We start from the raw sequence: 20,214 nt of genomic DNA, 5'->3' as shown, positions 1-20,214 counted from the left end.
CTGCCCCCCCCGCATTAGCAGTGCGGGGGGCAGGGCCCTTTGCGCGGACAGAATCCGTGCGTTTGTTCAACGCTGGACGTTGCCTCCCAGCGGAGGAATCGTTCCGGGTTCGTTGTCCTCGCGGCGCTCGGCCGCGCTGCGGATCTCCCCTTCAGCGGTTCCGTCCGATTCACCCTCGAAGTCCACCAGGCCATTGGTCTGATCGAAGGGCTGCCCCGGCGCGCGATCAGTGCCGACAGCTGCGGAGCCCGACATGGAGCTGGCTCCAGCGCCTGTCTGGCCGCCGCCCGTCGCCGTCGTACTGGCAACTGAATCGGCGGGAACATGCTGTACGGGTGTGGGCACGACTCTAAGCGGCTCGACCGGAGGGGTAACGGTGACGGCGCGGGCCTCGTCGGAATCCTTGTTGGTCCCGGAGCTCATAACAGCGGCGGCGCCGGCGGCCGCTGCGACTCCCAATCCCGCCGCCATCTTGCCGGAGATGCCGGCGTTGCCCGAATCCCCGCGTGAGGCTGCGGCATCTTCCACACCGGGAGTGCCTACGGAAGCGCCCTTATTGACTGCTTCGCGCCAGGCGCCGCTGGCGTAGCCGGCATCCTCGATGAACTCTTTGAAGCGCTTCAGGTCAGCTTCTGCCTGGCGGTCAACGACGTGCAGCTTATCGCCGATTTTTTCGACGATGCCCTCGGGGTCGTATTCGAGTGTGAGCCGCAGCGAGGTCTGGCCGCCTCCGACGTCTTCGAACTCCACTGCCCCGGCGTTGGTGGCACCTTCCGTGGCGGCCCAGGCAACCTTGCGGTCGGGGATCTGTTCCAAGATTTTCGCGGTCCACTGCCTGCGGACTCCAGCGATTTCCGCTACCCACTCGAGCCGGTCGTCAGTGATCTGCTTTACGCTTTTTACTCCGCCCATGAAGTGGGGAAACTCTTCGAACTGGGTCCACTGGTTGTAAGCGGTGCTCACCGGCACGTTCACCAGAATGCGTTTTTCCACCTTCGTGCTCATAACGTCTCCTTCGAGAGTAGAACCGGATCTGATGAGAAGACCTAGAATTCATCAGCATGCTTAGCATATCGTCCGGGTCCTCCCGCGGCCAGTCTCTAAGGGCTATTCCAACGCCCATAACAGAGCTTGCGCGGACCGCCACTGGGCCCCAATATCGGACGGGCACAGTGCCTATTATCAAAGCGCGTCCACAGGCGTACCGTAGCCAACGGAGTAGGGCGGCGATCGACGGTCCGGCTCAGAGCCGCATACCGCCGCCCGGTCTTGAGCCGTTGAAGGAGGCCGGGATGGCTGGATGGAATGCTGACACAGCTGCAGGGCCCGTGGGGTCCGGCACGGTTACTTTGGTGGAGGGTTCATCCTTCTGCATTTCCTTGGCCAATGGAGACATTTACCCGGAGCATCCGCATGGAGTCTTCCATGAGGACACCCGGATCCTGTCGCGCTGGAACCTGGCAATCAATGGACAGCCTCTGGAGCCGCTGACCGCATCAACGAAGGAACCCTATCGGGCCCTTTTTATTGGCCGCGTTCCCCGCTCTGATGGGTACGCGGACAGCCCCCTGATCGTGGAGCGCCTGCGGGAAGTCGGTGCCGGGATCCTGGAGGAGATCACCATCCGGAACTATTCCTCGGACGAGGCCGAATGCATGGTCACCCTCAGCGTCGGATCGGATTTCGCGGATCTCTTCGAGGTAAAAGAGGCGCGCATCCAGCGGCTCTGGGAAGAGTCCCGCCAATCAGACGGCGACTCATTGACCATTCGGGCCAACTGGCAGGACGTCCGGAAGGGCGTGGTGGTCAACGCCGGCGGCGCCGACGTCACACCAGAGGCCCTGACCTATCACGCGGTGGTCCCGCCGCACGGACACTGGAGTACCTTGCTGACCGTGGTGCCTACCGTCGACGGCACAGGACGCGTGGAGTCGTTCGTTCGTCCGGCTGGTGGTGAGATGTCTCCCAGCGACCGTCGCCGCCAGGAGTGGGTAGCGAAGATTCCCAAACTGCACATGGGCAACCGTTCCATCGAACGGACCCTGCGCCGCAGCTACGACGACCTGGGCGCGCTTCGCATCGAGGATCCGGCCCATCCGGAGCGGGTGGTGGTGGCCGCCGGCGCGCCCTGGTTCATGACGATCTTCGGACGGGACTCGCTGTGGGCCTCGGAAATGGCTCTGCCGGTGGACCCCTCGTTGGCACTCGGCACCTTGCAGACGCTGGCTGACCGGCAAGGCAGCGTGGTGGACCCAATGAGCGAGGAAGAACCGGGCAAAATCCTGCACGAGGTCAGGCTCGGCGTCTCCAGCGGGCTCTCCCTGGGCGGCAAGTCCGTTTACTACGGCAGTGTCGATGCGACTCCGCAGTTCGTGATGACCCTCGCGTCGGTTAGCCGCTGGGGCTTTGCCAAGGACACCATCGCTGCGCTGCTGCCCCACGCCGACCGCGCATTGGACTGGGTCAGGAATTATGGCGACAAGGATGGTGACGGGTTCGTTGAGTATGAGCGCCTCAACGAACAGGGCCTGATCAACCAAGGCTGGAAGGACTCCTGGGACGGTATCAACTTCGCTGACGGCCGCGTGGCCGAGCCACCAATCGCGCTGTGCGAAGTCCAGGCATTGGCCTACACCGCGTTTTTGTCCCGGGCATGGATGGCGTACGACGCTGGCGACCCGGCCTTGGCCGCCCGGCTCACCGACGAAGCGGCGCGGTTGAAGAAAAAGTTCAACGACGAGTTCTGGATGCCTGACCGCGGCTACTTCGCCATCGCACTCGACGGCAAGAAGCGGCAAGTCGACGCGTGCGCCTCCAACATGGGTCAATGTCTGTGGCACGGCATTGTCGATGAAGACAAGGCGCCCCAGGTGGCCGAACGGCTCATGTCCCCCGAAATGTTCAGTGGCTGGGGCGTGCGGACACTCGCAAGCGACATGGGCGCCTACAACCCCGCCAGTTACCACAACGGTTCAGTCTGGCCGCATGACAACGCGATCATCGCCGCCGGCCTGATGCGCTACGGTTTCGTTGAGGAAGCACAGCGAATCTCTACCGCCCTCTTCGAGGCCGCCGATTACACCGACGGCCGGCTCCCGGAACTGTTCTGCGGCTTCAGCCGTGACCAGGTGGCTGAGCCCGTGCCGTATCCGACCGCATGCTCCCCCCAGGCCTGGGCGGCGACCACACCGATCATGCTGGTGACCAGCCTGATGCGGTACGACGCCCATATTTCCCACGGCGGGTTCTGGATGGACCCGGCACTCCCGGACTCCTATGGCGACCTGCACATCTCCAATGCGCCCATGGCGGGAAGCCGGATCACCATCGACATCACGGGTTCCGAACCTTCCGTGCAGGGACTGCCCGGAGGAGTGGCATTCCACCGTGCACACCGGCCATGGCTAACAGAACTCATAGAGCAGGCCGCGCTGGGAAAGGATGACTGAAGGGTCAGGGAGACCCCGGCCATGCTTACCTCCAAGTCGAGGAGTCACCAGGCGACGCCGCGGCGCAGGTCCTGCCCGCAGATTCAGGGTTGAAGACCTTCCGAGCCAGCCAAATGTATGGCGATTGAGCAACGAAGACCAGGCTGAAGGGGGAGCCCAAGCAGCGTCCAAACAAACAGTGCCAACGGTGCGGCCCACGAAGCGTGGCCGTCCGTGGTCACGAATATTGCCTGGTTCCTCATTTCCGGCATCGCACTTCTTCGCATGCGATCATTACGGCTGCCGTTCACGGTGACGTCGAGGGACGCACGGCTGTATGCCAAGCAAGCCTTCGCGACGGCCACGCCATGGACTCTGCGCACCCAAACACCTGACCTGCCGGGTTCAGACCGCCCGCAGTGACGGAGTCACGGACCGGTCCAAGGAGAACAGTAGGAAACCACAAGTCGGCCCGCAGGGTTCCCCCAATATCCGGTCCGTACTGTCCAAAGCATGCTTACTACAACCCAGCTGCACGAGATGAGTTGGTCCCGGCCCGCCGGGACATCACCCTTGATAGGGGCCGAGGAAACCTCCCAGCCCCTCTTGGACCACAAAGTGTTGGACAAGTTGCGCGAGGACCTCGATGAGTTCGAGGTCTGGAGGGTGTTTGTGCAGAACTTCATCACCGCTTTGCCCCTGAGGATCGAAAGTGTGCGTCTGACTTTGACTACCGGCGATGCGGTGGGCGCCATGGATGCGGTCCTCAGCCTCAAGAGCGCCAGCCAGATGGTGGGCGCCGGACGCCTCGCGAGTCTCGCCTACGGCCTCGAGGTGGCGCAGCGTGAGGGCATCCGCGTCGCTGCCCCGTCTGTTGTCCTGCCTCAGCTTGCCGTGGACCATCTGCAGCGAATCAAGCAACGCGCAGAACAAACCTCCTACGTCCTCGAGGCACATCTCCGCACAGCTCCATGACCGCGGACCGCCGGTGTCCGCGGCTGACCGGACCGGCTGGCTGTTCGGCCTACTCAGGAACCTGCATCCAGGCTCGCGCTTCGGGCTCCAAGGGATTCCCTAGGAGCCGGCAGGAGACTGGCCGGCATGGCATCCGCAGCATTGATTAAGCGCACAAAGATTCTTGTTCCGGCGATCTTGCTGGCCCTCGTAGGGACCCTGGTGGCCAGCGTCCTGACAGCCGCGCCGCGGACGCCTCCTGCCATGTTGGGGGCCTCAGCGAGCCTCACCGGCGGTCTGGCACGAATCCACGGAGTAATTCCTATCGAGGCCGATGGATGGATGCCCCCCACACCTTCCGCAGCGCTCGCCAATCCACCCGGCGACGAACTGCATCGCGTCCGCATACTGCTGGAGCTGACCGCAATGGAGGTGGACGGCCTTTCCTTCGACCCGGCAGAGTACGCCGTCTCGGCCCTGGGCACCCGCACGTGGAAGGCAGTCTGGTTTTCTCCCGCTCCCGCGACCGCGCGCCAAGGGGAAAGCATCAACGCCACGCTCGTGTTCGAGCTCCCGGACCGGGCCATCGATCTGACCCTGGAATTGCCAGGAGGACCCGGGCTGTCCCTCGGTAAGGGACATCACCGGGGCGGCGAATAGTCCGTCTGCCAATTCAGGGGCTTTCACTGCGGCTTTCAGGGTTTCTCCAAGAAGTGGGGGCCTTGCGCAGGAAATTTGCAAGTTGGGTGCGGCAGTGTCGGGGTACTGAACAAAAGGAGACCGATCGTGACAATTTCACGCCGTCAGGTTCTGTTGATCGGGGGGCTCGGAATCCTCGGAGCAGGTGGTGCCATGTTGCCCACGGGGTCGGTGGAGGCCAAGTCGGCCAGCCGGCTCAGTGACGGGGAGATGCCCCGGCCATACCAGGCATCCTTTGTCCAGGCGCCAATCCTCGAGCCTTATTCAAAAGGCACCGATCCCGTGGACGGATTGCCGGTCAATTACTACCGTTTGACGCAGAAGGCCGCCATGGCCAATATCCTGCCGCGGCTGAGCACCCCCATTCTTGGCTACAACGGGCTGTTCCCCGGGCCCACGATCAGCCTCGACCAGGGCACAAAAGCTGTCATCAGGATGCGCAACCAGCTTCCGGCCACGCATGCGCTGGACGGGCACGCCCTCTCCACGTCCACCCACCTGCATGGGTCCGCATCGCTGCCGCAGTATGACGGCTATGCCAGCGACATCACGCACCCGGGGTTCTACAAGGACTATCACTACCCCAACTTCCAGCCGGCCCGCACGCTCTGGTACCACGATCATGGTGTCCACTTCACGGCCATGAACGCCTATTCCGGCCTTGCGGCGCAGTACCACATGCACGATCCCATCGAACGGCAGCTGCTTCCGCAGGGGCGCTACGACGTGGCATTGACCGTCAGTGATGCAATGTTCGCCTCGAACGGCGCCCTGGGCTACGACGACAACAGCCATTCGGGCCTTTGGGGCGACGTGATCCTGGTTAACGGCAAGCCCTGGCCCGTCATGAAGGTGCAGAAGCGCGTGTACCGGTTCCGGATCCTGAACGCTTCCATCTCCCGCTCCCTGCGGCCTGCCCTCAGTACCGGCGATCCGCTGGTGGTGGTGGGCACCGACGGCGGCCTGGTTCCGGTGGCGCAGAGCGTTGCGAACTACCGCCACGGCGGGGCGGAACGGTATGAGGTCCTGATCGATTTCCGGAAGTACAAAACGGGGCAGCGGATCGAGCTCCGGAACCTGTCCAACAAAAACAACGTGGACTACGACTACACCAACAGGATCATGGCCTTCGATGTCACGGACGAGCCGGTGGACACTGCGGACCCGACCTGGAACCGTATCCCCACAACGCTGGTGGGCAGCGAAACCATGTCGCTTAAGACAACGCAATCCGTGAAAACACGGAGATTCCGGGTCAAGCGGAACGACACCACCAACCTGTGGACCATCAACGACGACAGCTGGCAGGACGTCATCGCCAGCGGGTACAAGAGAGTCATTGCCGATCCCGCCCTCAACTCGGTGGAAATCTGGGAAATCGAAAACAAGTCGGGCGGCTGGTTCCATCCGCTGCACATCCACCTGGTGGATTTCCAGGTCATCAGCCGCAACGGAAGGGCGCCCTTCGCCTACGAGCGCGGCCCGAAGGACGTGGTTTACGTCGGTGAAGACGAGACTGTAAAGCTCCTGATGAAGTTCACGCCGCACAAGGGCGTTTACATGATGCACTGCCACAACCTGCCCCATGAGGACCACGACATGATGGCCCAATTCCGGGTAGGCCTCAAGGCAACCGATGTGGATCCGGACGATCCCATGACAGCGGCCAAAGCTGAATGGGACGACGAAGAAGCAGAGGATTGAACACGGTAGAGGTCAAGCGCCACGGCAGGCGGCGGCTCCCGGGCCGCCGCCTGCCGTGGCCGGACCTGCGGTTAACCAAGGGACGGTGGCCCCGCGTCGTTGTGTTCGCGTTGATACCTGGCCTGGTGGTTCTTGCCGCGCGCGCTTGGCTGGTGGAACCTGTCACTGTTTCGTCGGACAGCATGGAGCCGACCATCTCCACGGGCGCCGTTGTACTCCTCTACAAGCCGGCTGCGGCTTCGGGTTGGGTCCGGAACGGCGTGGTGGTTGCCTTCACCAGCCCGGTTGACGGCCGGACGGCCATCAAGCGGGTCGTTGCGGGGGAAGGGCAGAGCGTTGCCATCCGCGATTCGGAACTATACGTCGACGACGTCGCCATTGCTGAGCCTTTTGTCGACCACAGCCGCATCGATGGCACCTACTTTGGACCCGAGACGGTGCCGGCCGGAAGCGTTTTTGTGCTCGGGGATAACCGCGGCGTGTCCATAGATTCCAGGGACTTCGGGGCCGTGCCCCTGACGTCGATCCAGGGCACTCTGCTGACGGGACAGAAGTAAAGCCGGTATGGCGTAGGTTCGCATGGATCCTGCCAGCGGTATGCCGACTTTTGCTAACTTGCCATGTCCATGCGGTGGTCCGGGGCGGCGCTGCCGGCGGGCCCCTGGCTTGGGGTTCCGGGATGTGGGTCATTTCGCCGGATCACGGTGGCGGTGATGATGGCCAGCGCCACCGCCGCTATGGTCCACATCATGGGGCCGCCCATTTCGGCCGCGGCAGCCGGTGATGGCCCCCAGAGCCGTCCAACAGAGGTGTTCCAGGGCAGTTCCATTGCCGGAGCCTGCTCTACCAGTTTCCACCCGCCGAAAGCGTAGAGTCCTGCTATTCCAGCCAGGACGGGAAGCCGGTTTCGTGGGGAGCTGCTGGTGCCAGGGTCTGGCGTTCCGGTAAGGGCTGCGGTGACGAGACAGCCGCTCAGCAGGGCCAGCACGCTCATGAGGCTGTATCCGATTTGTCCCTGGGCTGCCCACTCAAGCAGAGGGGTGTAGTAGATGGTGAAGAGTGAGGCAGCAAGGACAAAGATTGTCAGGGACGGATCCCTGCGCAGCGCTGCCAGCACGGGTTGCACGGATCGTTCCAGGAACTCTTTGACCCAGGTGCTGCCGTCCGTTCGTGCGGTGACGGTCAGTCTGGCCAAGGTCAGCGGGGCGGCCGGGACGAGCAGCAGCGGCACCACGGCAGTGAGCATCATCTGGGTCAGTACGTGGGCGTTGAAGAGGTAGCCCTGGTAGACGTGGACGCCTCCGTTGGTCACCATGACCAGGACCGCCAGCCCCACCAGCCAGAGCAGCGTGCGGTAGGCGGGCCAGGACCTGCCCTCCGCCCGGAGGCGCCGCACGCCCGCCAGATACGCAAAAACGGCGAAGCCGCAGAGCAGGCTCCACAACGGATCGGGGGCCCACCGAGATAAGTATTCCCAGGCGTCCGGCCCGGGCAGCGCCGCGTCCAGTCCTCCGGACGCGGCGGCTTGCGGTGGTTCCGTTCGGGCAAGCGCCGCGGCCATCCCGGAAGCGGCGCCCATGACTGCAAGTTCGACGACGGCGAGGGCGGCGAAGTGCCTGCCGCCCCGGTGCGGGTCCCTTGCGATCCGGCCCAGCGACCAGCGCCTGTGCACCACGCCGAACAGGCCGAGGATGATGAAAACTCCGGCCTTAGCCAGGACGATGGCGCTGTAGGGGCTGAGCAGGGCCTCCACTGTGCTGATTCTCGCCAGGGCGCCCAAGGTTCCTGAGACAACAAGGGCAACATAGGAGATCAACGCCAGCGTTGAGTAGCGCCGTACCACCACGCCCACTTGGCCAGCTGGCAGCACCCGCCGGAGCACCACAAGAGTCAGCAGGCCGCCCAGCCAGACGGCCGCGGCGGCCGCGTGCAGGAAGATTGCGGTAGTACTGTCCGCATGGTCGATGCCGCCGGCCGCATGGGATTTCAGGACCAGCGGCAATAGACCGGCGAACGCGGCAACGAGCGCGCCTGCAAGAATGCGGGGGCTCCGCACCCAGAAGCACAAGATTGCCACACCGGCGGCTATCAGGGTGGTCAGAACGCCGGCACGGCCGGCATCAATCCTGGTGATGAACGTCAGGAATTCCTCCTCGAACCCGGCCGAGGGCGCCCTGTTGGCAAGGAGCAGGAAGCCTGCGTACGTGTGTACCGCGGCGCCCCATGCCCAGACCGCCGCCGACCACCCGGCAAACCAGCGCGCCGCTTCATAAGCGGTTCCGCCGCGGGGGAGTACGAAGACCGCCAGCACGAGTGCCCCGATGGTGCCGGCGGTCCCGAGGTTGAGCACGAGCTTCGCCGTCGGAAGTCCCCACGTCACGGCCGGGCCCGCCCGGTCCAATAAGCCCCCGTCCGCGCCGCCGCCGTAGCTGTATGCCCAGACGAGCGAGAGTATCCCGGCCACCAGCAGCGCTAACCACGCCACCATCTGCGTTTTCAGTGACATTCCCGCCCCTCCTTGGTTTGTCAGCGGGTGTCCACGCGGCGGGTGGCCGTGCCGCCGCGGCTGGATTCAGCCCGGACGGACGTGACCTGCTGCCCCGGGCCGGGCTTGGCCGTCAGGGACCAGTTGCCCAGAGAGTTGATGGCCACGGTGCCCAGCTTGCTGGAGCTACGGCCAGGGGAGACATCGTAAAGCGTGACCGACGCTGAACCGGGCGGGACGGGTCCCGTGACCTTGGAGGTGCCGGAGAAGGTCATATCCTTCCTCAGGCGGTGCCGGGCGGAGGTGATCGTGAGAACGTCCTTGGTAACCGTCGGGGGTTCAGCCGCCGGAGGCGTTGCGGCCGGGTCGGTGGGGGCGGGCGTTGCGGCTTCAGTTAACTCAGCAGTGCCGGTTGAGCCGCCGGTCTCAACTGTTTCGGTTGGTGCCGGTGACGGGGTTTCTGCTGGTTCCTCCACGGGTGCGTCCGGGGTGATCGGATGCGGACGCGAGGCCTCGATCGGATGATTGGGGTCGACGTCGTCGGTGTCCATGCCCACGCTGAACTGGGCCATCATGTCATGATCCTCGTGCGGGAGGTTGTGGCAGTGGATCATGTACCTTCCGCGGTGGTGCTCGAACTTCATCAGCAGCCGGACCGTCTCACCCTCGCCAACGTAGACGACGTCTTTTGGCCCGCGCTCATAGCTAAAGGGTGCTTTCCCGTTGCGGCTGAGGATCTGAAAGTCCACCAGGTGAATGTGGACCGGATGGAACCATCCGCCCGAGCTGTTTTCGATTTCCCAGATTTCCACATCATCGAGGTCCGGGTCTGCGAGGACTTTCCTGTAGCCGCTCTTGACCACCTCGTCCCAGGTCAGGCCGCCGATGGTCCAGATCTCGTTGTCCCGCTTCACGCGCATGCGCCGGGTCTTCACCGATTGGGAAGGCGTCAGGCTCATGGTGGTACTCGCGGTGAGCAGTGTCGGCATGACCCTTGCGGCCGGTCCGGACGTATCGACCGGTTCATTTGTCACATCGAAGGCCATGACCCTGCCGGTGTTGTCGTAGTCCACGTTGTTCTTGTTGGACGCGTTGCGCAGTTCCACGCGTTTTCCTGCCGGGTACTTGGAGAAGTCGATGAGGACCTCGTAGCGCTCCGCGCTGCTGTGCCGCCAGGACGTCACCTGCTGTGCTGAGGGCATCAGGCCGCCATCCGTGGCGACCATGGTCACGGGATCCCCTGTGCTCAGCGAGAAACGGTACGAGCGTGAAATGGAAGCATTGAGGATGCGGAAGCGGTAAATCCGCCGCTGGACCTTCATCACCGGCCACGGAGCTCCGTTGACCAGGATGACGTCGCCCCAGAGGCCGGAGTGAGTGTTGTCGTCATAGCCCAGGGAGCCATTCGCGGCGAACATGGCGTCGGAAACGGTCAACGGGACATCGAACTGGCCCTGGGGAAGCAGGCTCTGTTCAACTTCGTCGTGCAGGTGGTAGTGGCCTGCCAGCCCGGAATAGACACTTTGTGCCGTGTTGTGGACAGCATGGTCGTGATACCAGAGGGTCCGCGCCGGCTGGAAATTGGGGTATTCGTAGTCCTTGCAGTAGCCAAGCCCGGTCAGGTCGTTGGCGTACCCGTCGAACTGCGGCAGCGAGGCCGAACCGTGCAGGTGGGTGGAGGTGTCGAGCCGGTATCCCCACTGCGGATGGAGGAGCGGGAGCACGTTGTCCATCATCAAGGAAATACGGTTGCCCTGATTCACCTTGATGGTGGGGCCCGGGAACGTCCCGTTGTAACCCAGGATGGGCGTGCTCAGCCCCGGCACGATATTCGCCGAGCCCAGCTTCTGCTGAATGCGGTAGTGGTGCCTTGTGTGGCCGTCGGCATCCACCGTGGTTTTTGAGGGCGCAAGCACCGGAGGGACAGTCAAAGTCCGCTGGTAGGGCCTGGGCATGTTGCGGGGATCCAACCGGCTCGCAGACTTGGCCTCAACCGACCCCAGGGGGACGGCCAGCCCAAAGGCGCCGATGATTCCGATACCACCTATTTGCAGTGCCTGCCGGCGTGAAATTGCCATGAGTAAAGAATGTAAGGAGCACACTGCAAAAACGTTGGGGAATTCTGGGTCCGGGCAGCAAGCACTACAGGGTCCTGCCCGCCGAGCGGACAGGACCCTGAGTTTTTTCGGTGTTTCGGCTGGCGGGGGAGGCTGCCGCGGTGCGGTGCGGTGCGGTGCCGTGCCGCCGCGGCTGGACTGGGGCAGTACACAGGTGATGTTGCGCTGCTAGAAGCAGCGACCGCCGTCGTCATTGGCTGCGTCAATGAACGCGGACAGGGTCCTTGCCTCGGTGGGCAGGAGAAAGACTTCAAAGGGCTTGATTTGCCCCGCGATCTCCAGTGTCAAAGTGAAACCTTCAGACCCGACGCTGGGGCGGGCAGACCAATTCTCGAGGATTGGCGCAAGGTCCCGGCCCATGAGGACATTGCGCCCTTCCATGTCCCAGGGGGAGCCGGCTTCGATCAGGGCCTTGTGCTCAGCACAGATATAGGCCTCGTGATAGCCGGCAGCCAGGTTGAGGCATCCTGCCATAAAGGCGGAGCCGGGGTTCATGCACCGAAGGACTGAGCAAGTAAACATGCTGCGACGGTACTGAGGGGATGTTGGGGGAACCTGTGTACCGGACCTTGGTGTTTCCTAATTGCCAAGGTCCGGTACACATGTGCGGGCTAATCTACGCCGCGCCGTTTATGGCGTAGGCGTTGTGGAACTTGCGTCTTCCTTGGAGGGTGCTTTCATGGCGTTGGCGCGGAGCCGGAACAGTTTGTACGCCAGCAAGCCGCCGGCAGCCAGCAGGCCTCCTGTCGTGATGGCCAGGACGGTGGCACCGGGACCGGTCGCAACGTACCCGCCCAGTGCCGCCAAGGCGATCGGCGTCGCCGGGCCAAAGACGCCCCCGAAAGGTGCGGAGCCGGCCGCCGGATCCGCTCCGGGTTCTGCCGCCAACGGCGCCGTGACGGCCTGGTTCAAGGTCGCGCGCTCTTCCGCCGTGGCACCGGGAACCACGGGTGCGGTCAGGTCGGAGAACACGGGTTCTTTGCCGCCGGCCGGGGCAACCTGGAACCGGTAGGCGGCCCCGTTCTCCAGGCCTCCAATCACCATCCGCGTGGCACCGGTTTCAGCGGTCTGGATGGCCCCTACCTGGGCGCCCGTCGAATCCACAGTCCGGACGGAGAAGCCTCCGGCGTTCGACGCCGGCGCTGGCTTGACCGGCTTCGGCTTCACGGGTGCCGGTTTCACGGGTGCCGGCTTCACCGGCGCCGGGTTCACCGGTGCCGGGTTCACCGGTGCAGGATCGACAGGGGCGGGATCGACGGGTGCGGGGTCCGCAGGTGCTGGATCGACTGGTGCGGGATCGACAGGTGCTGGATCGACTGGTGCGGGGTCCGTGACGGGCTCCGGGTCCGGGGTGACAATCACGATGACCTCGCCGTCGCCCGGAATGACCTCGTCGATGCCGCCGTCGTTTCCTTCGTCAGTCCCGCCGTCGGTCCCGTCCTCGGTCCCATCACCGACGCCGTCCTCGACTTCGTCCACCTCGTCGATCTCGTCGTCTTCGACCTCGTCCTCGGTCCCGTCGTCGTCTCCGGGGTCAGTTCCGTCGCCGAAGACGAGGAGCTCGATGTTGTGAAGCGTGTCGGTGCCGTCCTCGCCGCTGTTGTGCTGGACGGTGGTGACAGCTCCGGGGGAGCCCATGGTGCCGTCTCCGCCGGTTGTGGTGATGGTGTAGTTGGATTCAAAGTCCGAGAAGGCTGCGGTGTCGGTTCCTTCGGCCGACGTGAGGATCTCCCGGACAACAACGATGTTCGCGGGGTCTACGGTGCCTGCGAATACGGACTGCTGGAGCGTCGGGCCGGTGAGTGCGCCGGCCGAATCGCGCTTGTACTGGGCGGTCATCGAGGTGGCGCTGCCGATTTCCGTGGATGCCTCGTCCGCGTCTGTGCGGACGCTGAGCCGGACGCTGAGGTAGCGGTCGCCGTCGATGATGTCGTTGCCGCCGCGGCCTTCGATCAGGTCGTCGCCGCCGCCGCCGAGAAGGAGGTTGCCTTCACCCCAAACATGGGTTCCGGTCAGCACCGGGCATTCCCTGGATGCGGATGCATTGATGACCTCATCGATGGGTGTCGGCAAGGACGGGATGAGTTCGTTCAGTCCGGTGATGCGGTCCACGCCGGCCTGGTCCAGTACATCGCAGCCGATGAAGCCGCCGCCGCCCACTGTCTTGGGAGTGATGTCATCTCCGCGGAGCACGTCGTTGAAGGGACCACCGGAGAGCGCTTCCACCTCGTTGTACCTGTCGCGGACGCCCACCTGGAGGATGTCCAGCGGTGCGATCGGGAGGTTGAGGTCAGCGTCCTGCGGCTGGGGATCGGAGAGGCCGATTTCCCAGTCGTAGCCGGAGGCTCCAGCCACTTTCTCGACGCCGGGTCCGGCAAGGCCGATGTCGTCCCCGCCCTCCATGTCGTAGTCGTCATCGCCACCCTGGCCGACCAGGATGTCGTGGCCGGGCTTCTGTGAGTCGTCCAGGAAGAACAGGTTGCTGGAGTCACCGATCAGCAGATCCGGGCCGTCGCCACCCTCTGCCCAGTCGTTCCCGCCACCGCCGAATACTGCGTCGAGTCCTTCACCGGCGATCACAAAGTCGTCGTCTTCACCGGAGAAGGTCTCGTTCGAGTTCGCTCCGCCGTTGATGAAGTCCTTCCCGTCCCCGCCGATGAGGATGTCAAGGCCAGGTCCGCCGTCGATCGCGTCGTTGTCGGGCCCGCCCTTCAGGATGTCGTCTCCGGCCAGGTCGGTGATGACGTCGTTTCCTTCGCCACCCAGGACGATATCGGCGCCGTCGCCGCCTTCAACGACGTCGTTGCCGAGGCCGCCCCACATGGTGTCGTTGTCCACACCGCCATGGATGCGGTCTGCATTGACGGAGCCGTTGTACACGGCCTGTCCGTTGATGCCGGCCGGATCCACCGAGTTGGCAGCCCGGTACTTGATGGTGCCGTCGGGCATGCGGATCAGCAGCGCAGTTTCGTTGCACTCCGAGGCGGGGTCGTCCGCAACAGTGTTGCCGGCGGATGCAAAGCCCTGGGTTGTTCCGGCCAGGTTCTTCAGCTCGAATTTGCAGTCGGCAGTGGCGAAGGCGTCGGCCTTCAGTGCCTGTGCGTTGGTGTTGCGCATCATCATCTCGGCGAAGGAGTTTCCTTCGAGCTGCGCCATCAGGTTCATCCCGGGAGTCCGCGCCAGGTAGTACAGCCGGTCACCGTTCTGCAGATCGGTCATCTGGCTCTCGAAGACGTAGTTGAACGTGCTGCCGAGCAGGCCGCCGAACAGGTTGGTCCGTTCGGCGAGGCCGCCCATCCACAGGTCGATGTCGTCGAGTCCGGTGGTTGATGAAGCTCCGTTGTTGGCCCAGCCGTCGATGCTGTTCATGAACGCCACGGCATCGTCGGGGGCAACTTCACCGGCCAGGGCATCCGGGCTGACGATCAGCCGGGCTGCTGTCCGCTTGGCCTCCAGTGTGGTGGCCTGCACGATTGAGGGGTGCTTGCCATAAGCGGCCACGAAGTTGACCAGAGACTGTGGGTGCTTGATGTTCTCGCCAAAGTCGATCCAGTTGGTGTACGGCTTGAGCTGGCTGTCATTGGTGGCGCCGTGAAGTTCCCGGCGCAGTGCGTTCAGCGTGGGCAATCCTTCTGACCGGGCGCGGGTCAGGTTGATCGCGGCAAGGTCCATGGGCAGTCCCAGCAGTTTGTTGCGGAGTGTGTCGGTGACGAACTCGTCCAGTTCGCTGCCCACCTGGTCAGACATTCCCATGATGATGCTGCCTGCGGCTTCCTCCGAGGTCAGGGGACCGGCGGGGCCGCCGTCGGTGTAGGCGGGCGGATTCAGGAACCCTTCCAGGAGCGACACGTCGTTCTGCGAGCCCCGGACGTCATCCGAGTTCCCCCACACGCCGTCGGTTCCCGGGCTGTCCTCGTTGCGGCGGGAAATGGTTTCCGTGAGCATCGAGTGGCCGAAGCGGTATACAGCGTGCGCGAATTCGGCGTTGACGGCGGGATTGATGTCCGTCTGGGCGAAAGCGAAGGGCTCGAAGAGGTTGATGGCAGGCTGGATCTTCCGGGCGAACTCTTCGAAGACCAGGTGCTGGTATTCCATTTCGGTGATGAACCGTGCGGCCTGGAAGAGCCGTTCACCGTTCCAGCCCTCTGCTCCGGCGGCCAGCTTCCATTCGGCCAGGGCGGCAACGCCCTTGGTCGACTTGTCGTTGCCGAGGACCCGCTTGATATCAGCGACCACGCGGTCGTGCTCGGAGTGGAAAACCTGGTGGATGGCGGTCAGCCCGATGTTCTCGTTGACCCTGCCGTCGCCTGCGATGAAGTGCGCGTTCAGCATCTCGTCGTCGTAAGTGCCGGGGGCCTGCTTCGCGAAATCGGCGGAGGCCGCTTTGTCGCCGTCGGGTGCGGGGGCCGCTGCCGGGGTGGCGGGATTGTGGTCGGAGTCCTGCGGTGACGGATCCGCGTTGTGTGCGATGTCCGTCAGGAAGGGAGTATTGAAGTACAGCACGTCCGCGGGCACAAGCTTTCCCTTGCCCTCATTCTCAGCCCGGTCCGCCTCTACCAGGCCCGACTTCGTGACAAACTGCGGGAGTCCGTTTTTCGGTCCGGGGATGAACTTTCCGTAGGCATCGACGGCGAGCATCGGGACGTTGAGGACGTCCTTGTCCAGGAGCTGGATGCCCAGCCGTTCGCTGGCTTGCTTTTTGGTGCCCTCCCAGGTGGCCATGCCGCCGGCCGTGAGCGTGCCAGCTTCACCGCCCAGTAACGCGCCGGTCGACACGGGGTGCCCGGCGGGGTTGTCGGCGTACTCGCGCAGGAAGACCTGGTGCGAGGAGTGGGATGAGTAGGTCTGGCTCTGGTCGACCCAAGGCGAGTTGGTGTTCAGGGCGTCCTGGACATCGTCCGGGGTTCCCAGAACACCGTCCTGGCCCGGCTGGTTCTGGCCGCGGGTCAGGACCATAAAGCGCATGTGCGGATTGAGGTCATCGGCGTTGCCGAACACGTGGTCCGGTCCCGCGATCAGCGGGTCATCGGGCTTGAGCGGTACATAGACCGTGCCGCCGCCCTTGACGGTCTGGTCGATGCCGTGGTCGAAGAACTGCCCGAAGAGGGTGAAGAGGGAGTTGTAGGGCGGTGAGAGTCCGACGTCGGTAGTTACGTTGGGGATGAACAGCGTGTTGTGCGATGGGACGCAGCCGTCCGGCGCGGCCGGGACGGGGGGAACCGCATCAGGGTTGGGGTCGGTGGTGCAGGGCACCACACCCTCGTTACCTTGGGTCCGCGCCGGGAAACCGGCCGCGGCCACGGCGGCCGGGTTGGTGGACGTCTGATCGGCGATCAGGTTGCTGATGGTGCGGGGCCGCGTGTCGAAGACGCTTCCCGACTTCTGGGCGTAGCTTGTGGCCGCGGGGGGCCCGCCGAAGGATCCGCTCTCGGCGGCGTTGAATGACTTGGATCCCAGCCGCGGGAACACCTGGTCCGACGCGCCGAAGGTCTCCTGGCCCTGCTGCAGGTTGTTGCAGCTTCCGTCAACCGTACGCAATCCATAGGACAGCAGCGGGCTGGCAAGCTGGTTGGGGCCCGTCCCCACCAGTGCCCCGCAAGGCCCGGTCTCAGAGGTGGTGTTGGCGACGTGGGCTTCGGCGATCTTGATCTGCTTCAGGATGAAGGACAGGTCGGCAGGCGTCACGGTGAAGCCCGCGCCTACCGGAGCTTGCGTTGCGTTGGCCGCGACAGGCGGCAGGCCCATGGACGCGGCCAGAGCCAGCGCTCCCGATGCGGCCAAAAACCGCAGGCGCGTGCCGGCGGTGTTTGGGTGTGACGTGGGCGTTGACGTGCGCGGTAAGGCCTTCATCCTGCATCTGCTCCCCCAGTAGGGCCGACGCCCCAGTGGGTCGGCGAAACAAGGCCATGGTGCAGGGGAGTTCTAGGGAAAACCTTGGTGCGGCCGATCAGCCGCTAGTGATCGCCCCCTTTGTCGTCGCCGGGGGCGTCGTCGGAATCGTTGTCGTCCCGGAGGCCGCCTTTGTCGTCACCGGGGGCGTCGTCGGAGACGTCGGGAGCCCTGAGCCCGCCCTTATCGTCGCCGGGAGCGTCGTCGGAGACGCCGGGAGCCCTGAGGCCGCCCTTGTCGTCATAGAGGTCGTGCGTGGGGCCATCGGTTGCCTGCACCGGCGCGTACGTTTGCAGTTCGGCGGGGACGAGCCGGGTTTCGGGGGCTACATGGTCAGGTATTGCGGTGATGCTGGCCGTTGGTGTCGGCGTTGGCGTGGAAAGCGGAGTGGGCGAGTCCTCAGCCTTGACCGCGTCACTGCCGTCCGTCACGTCGGCCACCACCACTACTCCCGGGGAAACTTCGGGGGGCGGGCCTGCGTTGGCCTGGCCCCATACCGAGAGGCACGTTGCACCTATGACAGCTGCGATAGGGAGATACCAAAAATTCTTCATCAGATCACCTTTCTTGGTTGTGTTCCCACTCTGGCGGGCCATGGTGAGAGGGGTATGAGACTTTTATGAGAGACCTCTCATGCACTAGGCAGGAACCAACACGGGGTCAGATCCTGCCCAATAAACGGTGATTATCGGGCCGGATGTGACCCCGCGCTGGACTGGGACAGGGCCGCAGGGGCGGCAACAAAGCGGTAGCCGGCGCCCCTGACAGCCAGGAATCTTTCCGGGCCAAGCTTGTTGCGCAGGTACCCCACATAGACATCCACCACATTGGAGGACCCGTCAAAGTCGTAGCCCCATACCCGGCTCAGCAGCTGTTCGCGGCTGAGCAGCCTGCCCTCGTTCTCCACGAAGGCGCGGGCCATGGCGAATTCCCGGGCGGACAGCGGCACCGTCCTGCCCAGGACCTTGGCGCTGCGAAGGTCAACATCCAGGGTGACGTCGCCGGATGTTGGGTCCGGCACCCCCTGGACCCCCGGCTTATCGCGCAGCCGCAGGCGGATCCGCGAGAGCAGCTCCTCGAACCGGAACGGTTTGGTCATGTAGTCGTCCGCGCCGCCGTCGAGCGCGGCCAAGGTGTCTTGAAGCGAATCCCTGGCTGTCAGGACGATGACCGGAACCGTGCAATTTAAGGCTCGCAAGGCCGAGAGCACCGCGAACCCGTCCATTCGCGGCATGCCGATGTCCAGAATGAGGAGGTCAAACTCCCCGGAGCTGCCGTAGTCCAGCGCCCGGATGCCGTCCTCCACTGCTGAGGTGGTGAACCCGGCCGCGGTGAGCCCTTTGGCGATGAAGCTCGCGATCCGTGGTTCGTCGTCGGCGATCAGGATCCGTGTCATGTTGTTCCCCCTGGCAGTGACAGTACGAACGTGCTGCCTTGGTCTACTTGCGAAGTCACTCGAAGCGATCCGCTGTGTGCTTCGGCGATGGCTTTGACGATGGGCAGCCCCAGGCCTGATCCTTCCTTGCCCCGCGATACGCCGGCCCTGGCAAAACGGTCAAAGATGCGTTCCTGGTCCGCGGCGCTGATCCCGCAACCCGTGTCAGCCACCCAGATTTCAAGGCCGCCAAGGGACGTCCCTGTCCACGCTGCACCAAGGGAAATAACGTCCTGCCGCCGCGTGGACTGCACTGCATTCATCGCCAGCTGTTCCACCGCCTGGATGAGGCGGTTGCGGTCCGCCCGGAACCGGCCGCCGGGCATACTGTCGATCCGCCACCGGCGGTCCGCCAGGACGGCGATCCTGTCGATGGCCGCCCCAAGGAAGGCATCGGCGTCGATCCAGTCCAGACGGACGAAGTCCGGGCGCCCACTCCTGGCAAGCAGCAGGAGCTCATCCACCAGGGCCTGCATCCGGTCCAGTTCTTCCAGGAGCAGCACTTGGGTTTCGCTGACATCCCGGGGGTCTCCTGCCTGCAGCAGCTGGAGGTGGCCGCCGATGATGGTCAAAGGTGTCCGCAGTTCATGGCTGGCGTCGTCCACAAACTGACGCTGGTCCGCGATGCCTGTTTCCAGCCTGTCCAGCATGCGGTTGAAGTCGGTGGCCAACTGCGACACGTCGTCGTCTCCGGACGGGACCTGGACGCGGGCGCTGAGGTCCTCAAAGGTGATGGATTCAGTGGCCTGGCGTAAGCGCCGGACAGGAACAAACAGCCGGCCTGTCACCGCGAAGCCTACAGCGCCGGCCAACAGAAGGGTGGCCAGCGATGCCACTGCGAAGGTGCCGAAGGACCCGATCATCTGCTCCCGCTGCTGCCCGATTTCGTTTGCTGCCACCAACAACCCGCTGGACCCTCCGTCACCCAGCGATGCGGACGTAATGGCCAGGCGCACCGTCCGGCCGTCCAACGTCACATCGTGGAAGACTGTCTGGTTTTCACTGTGCTGTGCCCACGCTGTCTCGAGTAGCTCGGGAGTGGCGAGATTGCTGGGCTGCTCACCCGCGGGCAGGAATGTGCTGCCACCGTTGACAGTGGCCATCACGGATTCGTACCTGCCGGGAGCGTCACCCTGAAGAAATACGCTGAACAGCGCATCAAGGGTGGTAAATCGCCCTCCGCCCGGAACACCCTGCTCCGCGACGTTCCGGAGCCGTTCGGACTGCAGCAGGAGTTCCTCGCTGACGCGGCTGTTGAGGTTCCGCAGGTCAAGAGCCAGTGTGGTGATACCGGTAACCATCAGGCCGGCCGCCAGGAAAGACAGGACCGTGGCAAGTACTCGAAAGCGGACAGTTCGCAGTTCGCCCTGTACGCTGCGCCATCGCCGACCCCGCGTCGTGGTGCGCATCCTGGCAGAACCTTTGTGGGTGGTTGCGGTCCCCAATGTCATGCTGTTCCCGTCACATTGACAGATGATTCGCTCGTTCCCGCAAAAGTAGGCG

13 protein-coding genes and 1 pseudogene are annotated in these 20,214 nt (G+C 64.0%); 6 read left to right on the top strand and 8 right to left on the bottom strand.

Annotation, left to right across the window (positions count from 1 at the left end):
- Nucleotides 1–66: 66 nt before the first annotated feature.
- Nucleotides 67–1,005, bottom strand: a complete 939-nt coding sequence (locus J2808_RS15550) for an SRPBCC family protein (protein WP_309818415.1) — start codon at nucleotides 1,003–1,005, stop codon at nucleotides 67–69.
- A 287-nt stretch (nucleotides 1,006–1,292) separates the two neighbouring features.
- Between J2808_RS15550 and J2808_RS15545 the strand changes: the two genes are divergently transcribed.
- The 6 genes and pseudogenes from J2808_RS15545 (at nucleotide 1,293) to lepB (ending at nucleotide 7,342) form a co-directional block, all read left to right on the top strand.
- Nucleotides 1,293–3,449 (top strand): amylo-alpha-1,6-glucosidase, encoded by a 2,157-nt coding sequence (locus tag J2808_RS15545; RefSeq protein ID WP_309818414.1) that lies wholly within the window; start codon nucleotides 1,293–1,295, stop codon nucleotides 3,447–3,449.
- 183 nt (nucleotides 3,450–3,632) lie between these two features.
- A pseudogene (locus J2808_RS22355) lies at nucleotides 3,633–3,722 on the top strand (CBU_0592 family membrane protein); the annotation flags it as partial.
- Between the two features lie 219 nt (nucleotides 3,723–3,941).
- On the top strand, nucleotides 3,942–4,403 hold the full coding sequence (locus tag J2808_RS15540; protein WP_309818412.1) for an Hpt domain-containing protein: 462 nt from the start codon (nucleotides 3,942–3,944) through the stop codon (nucleotides 4,401–4,403).
- A gap of 126 nt (nucleotides 4,404–4,529) precedes the next feature.
- Nucleotides 4,530–5,042 carry a hypothetical protein gene (locus J2808_RS15535; RefSeq protein WP_309818411.1) on the top strand — a complete coding sequence of 171 codons (513 nt, stop codon included), beginning with the start codon at nucleotides 4,530–4,532 and terminating at the stop codon, nucleotides 5,040–5,042.
- A 126-nt stretch (nucleotides 5,043–5,168) separates the two neighbouring features.
- Complete coding sequence (locus J2808_RS15530; RefSeq protein WP_309818409.1) at nucleotides 5,169–6,785, top strand: multicopper oxidase family protein; 1,617 nt, start codon at nucleotides 5,169–5,171, stop codon at nucleotides 6,783–6,785.
- On the top strand, nucleotides 6,782–7,342 hold the full coding sequence (lepB, locus tag J2808_RS15525) for a signal peptidase I (protein WP_309818407.1): 561 nt from the start codon (nucleotides 6,782–6,784) through the stop codon (nucleotides 7,340–7,342). The genes J2808_RS15530 and lepB overlap by 4 nt, the downstream gene beginning before the upstream one ends.
- 53 nt (nucleotides 7,343–7,395) lie before the next feature.
- Here the strand turns inward: lepB and J2808_RS15520 are convergent, their stop codons facing one another.
- From J2808_RS15520 to J2808_RS15490, 7 genes are all read right to left on the bottom strand, one after another.
- On the bottom strand, nucleotides 7,396–9,291 hold the full coding sequence (locus tag J2808_RS15520; RefSeq protein WP_309818405.1) for a bifunctional copper resistance protein CopD/cytochrome c oxidase assembly protein: 1,896 nt from the start codon (nucleotides 9,289–9,291) through the stop codon (nucleotides 7,396–7,398).
- A gap of 20 nt (nucleotides 9,292–9,311) precedes the next feature.
- Nucleotides 9,312–11,348, bottom strand: a complete 2,037-nt coding sequence (locus tag J2808_RS15515; protein WP_309818403.1) for a multicopper oxidase family protein — start codon at nucleotides 11,346–11,348, stop codon at nucleotides 9,312–9,314.
- Nucleotides 11,349–11,555: 207 nt separating this feature from the next.
- Nucleotides 11,556–11,882, bottom strand: a complete 327-nt coding sequence (locus tag J2808_RS15510; protein WP_309818402.1) for a hypothetical protein — start codon at nucleotides 11,880–11,882, stop codon at nucleotides 11,556–11,558.
- 135 nt (nucleotides 11,883–12,017) lie between these two features.
- Nucleotides 12,018–17,237: a peroxidase family protein gene (locus tag J2808_RS15505; RefSeq protein WP_309818401.1), complete on the bottom strand. Its 5,220-nt coding sequence runs from the start codon at nucleotides 17,235–17,237 to the stop codon at nucleotides 12,018–12,020.
- A gap of 104 nt (nucleotides 17,238–17,341) precedes the next feature.
- Nucleotides 17,342–17,830 (bottom strand): hypothetical protein, encoded by a 489-nt coding sequence (locus J2808_RS15500; RefSeq protein WP_309818399.1) that lies wholly within the window; start codon nucleotides 17,828–17,830, stop codon nucleotides 17,342–17,344.
- A gap of 131 nt (nucleotides 17,831–17,961) precedes the next feature.
- The gene (locus J2808_RS15495; protein ID WP_309818397.1) at nucleotides 17,962–18,672 is read right to left on the bottom strand and encodes a response regulator transcription factor; all 711 of its coding nucleotides are present in this window, start codon (nucleotides 18,670–18,672) and stop codon (nucleotides 17,962–17,964) included.
- Nucleotides 18,669–20,120 (bottom strand): sensor histidine kinase, encoded by a 1,452-nt coding sequence (locus J2808_RS15490; protein ID WP_309818395.1) that lies wholly within the window; start codon nucleotides 20,118–20,120, stop codon nucleotides 18,669–18,671. The genes J2808_RS15495 and J2808_RS15490 overlap by 4 nt, the downstream gene beginning before the upstream one ends.
- Nucleotides 20,121–20,214 lie beyond the last annotated feature (94 nt).

Source organism: Pseudarthrobacter sulfonivorans, assembly GCF_031454915.1.
In the GTDB taxonomy this organism is placed as follows: Bacteria; Actinomycetota; Actinomycetes; order Actinomycetales; family Micrococcaceae; genus Arthrobacter; species Arthrobacter sulfonivorans_C.
Note: the sequence above shows the minus strand (reverse complement) of the source record. Positions and strands in the feature narration are given on the sequence as shown.

Excerpts from the sequence above, each read along its gene's own strand:
- J2808_RS15520 (WP_309818405.1), bottom strand. The coding sequence starts at position 9,291 with ATGTCACTGAAAACGCAGATGGTGGCGTGGTTAGCGCTGCTGGTGGCC.
- J2808_RS15495 (WP_309818397.1), bottom strand. The coding sequence starts at position 18,672 with ATGACACGGATCCTGATCGCCGACGACGAACCACGGATCGCGAGCTTC.
- J2808_RS15535 (WP_309818411.1), top strand. The coding sequence starts at position 4,530 with ATGGCATCCGCAGCATTGATTAAGCGCACAAAGATTCTTGTTCCGGCG.
- J2808_RS15540 (WP_309818412.1), top strand. The coding sequence starts at position 3,942 with ATGCTTACTACAACCCAGCTGCACGAGATGAGTTGGTCCCGGCCCGCC.
- J2808_RS15510 (WP_309818402.1), bottom strand. The coding sequence starts at position 11,882 with ATGAACCCCGGCTCCGCCTTTATGGCAGGATGCCTCAACCTGGCTGCC.
- J2808_RS15490 (WP_309818395.1), bottom strand. The coding sequence starts at position 20,120 with ATGCGCACCACGACGCGGGGTCGGCGATGGCGCAGCGTACAGGGCGAA.
- J2808_RS15545 (WP_309818414.1), top strand. The coding sequence starts at position 1,293 with ATGGCTGGATGGAATGCTGACACAGCTGCAGGGCCCGTGGGGTCCGGC.
- J2808_RS15550 (WP_309818415.1), bottom strand. The coding sequence starts at position 1,005 with ATGAGCACGAAGGTGGAAAAACGCATTCTGGTGAACGTGCCGGTGAGC.
- J2808_RS15500 (WP_309818399.1), bottom strand. The coding sequence starts at position 17,830 with ATGAAGAATTTTTGGTATCTCCCTATCGCAGCTGTCATAGGTGCAACG.
- J2808_RS15515 (WP_309818403.1), bottom strand. The coding sequence starts at position 11,348 with ATGGCAATTTCACGCCGGCAGGCACTGCAAATAGGTGGTATCGGAATC.
- J2808_RS15505 (WP_309818401.1), bottom strand. The coding sequence starts at position 17,237 with ATGAAGGCCTTACCGCGCACGTCAACGCCCACGTCACACCCAAACACC.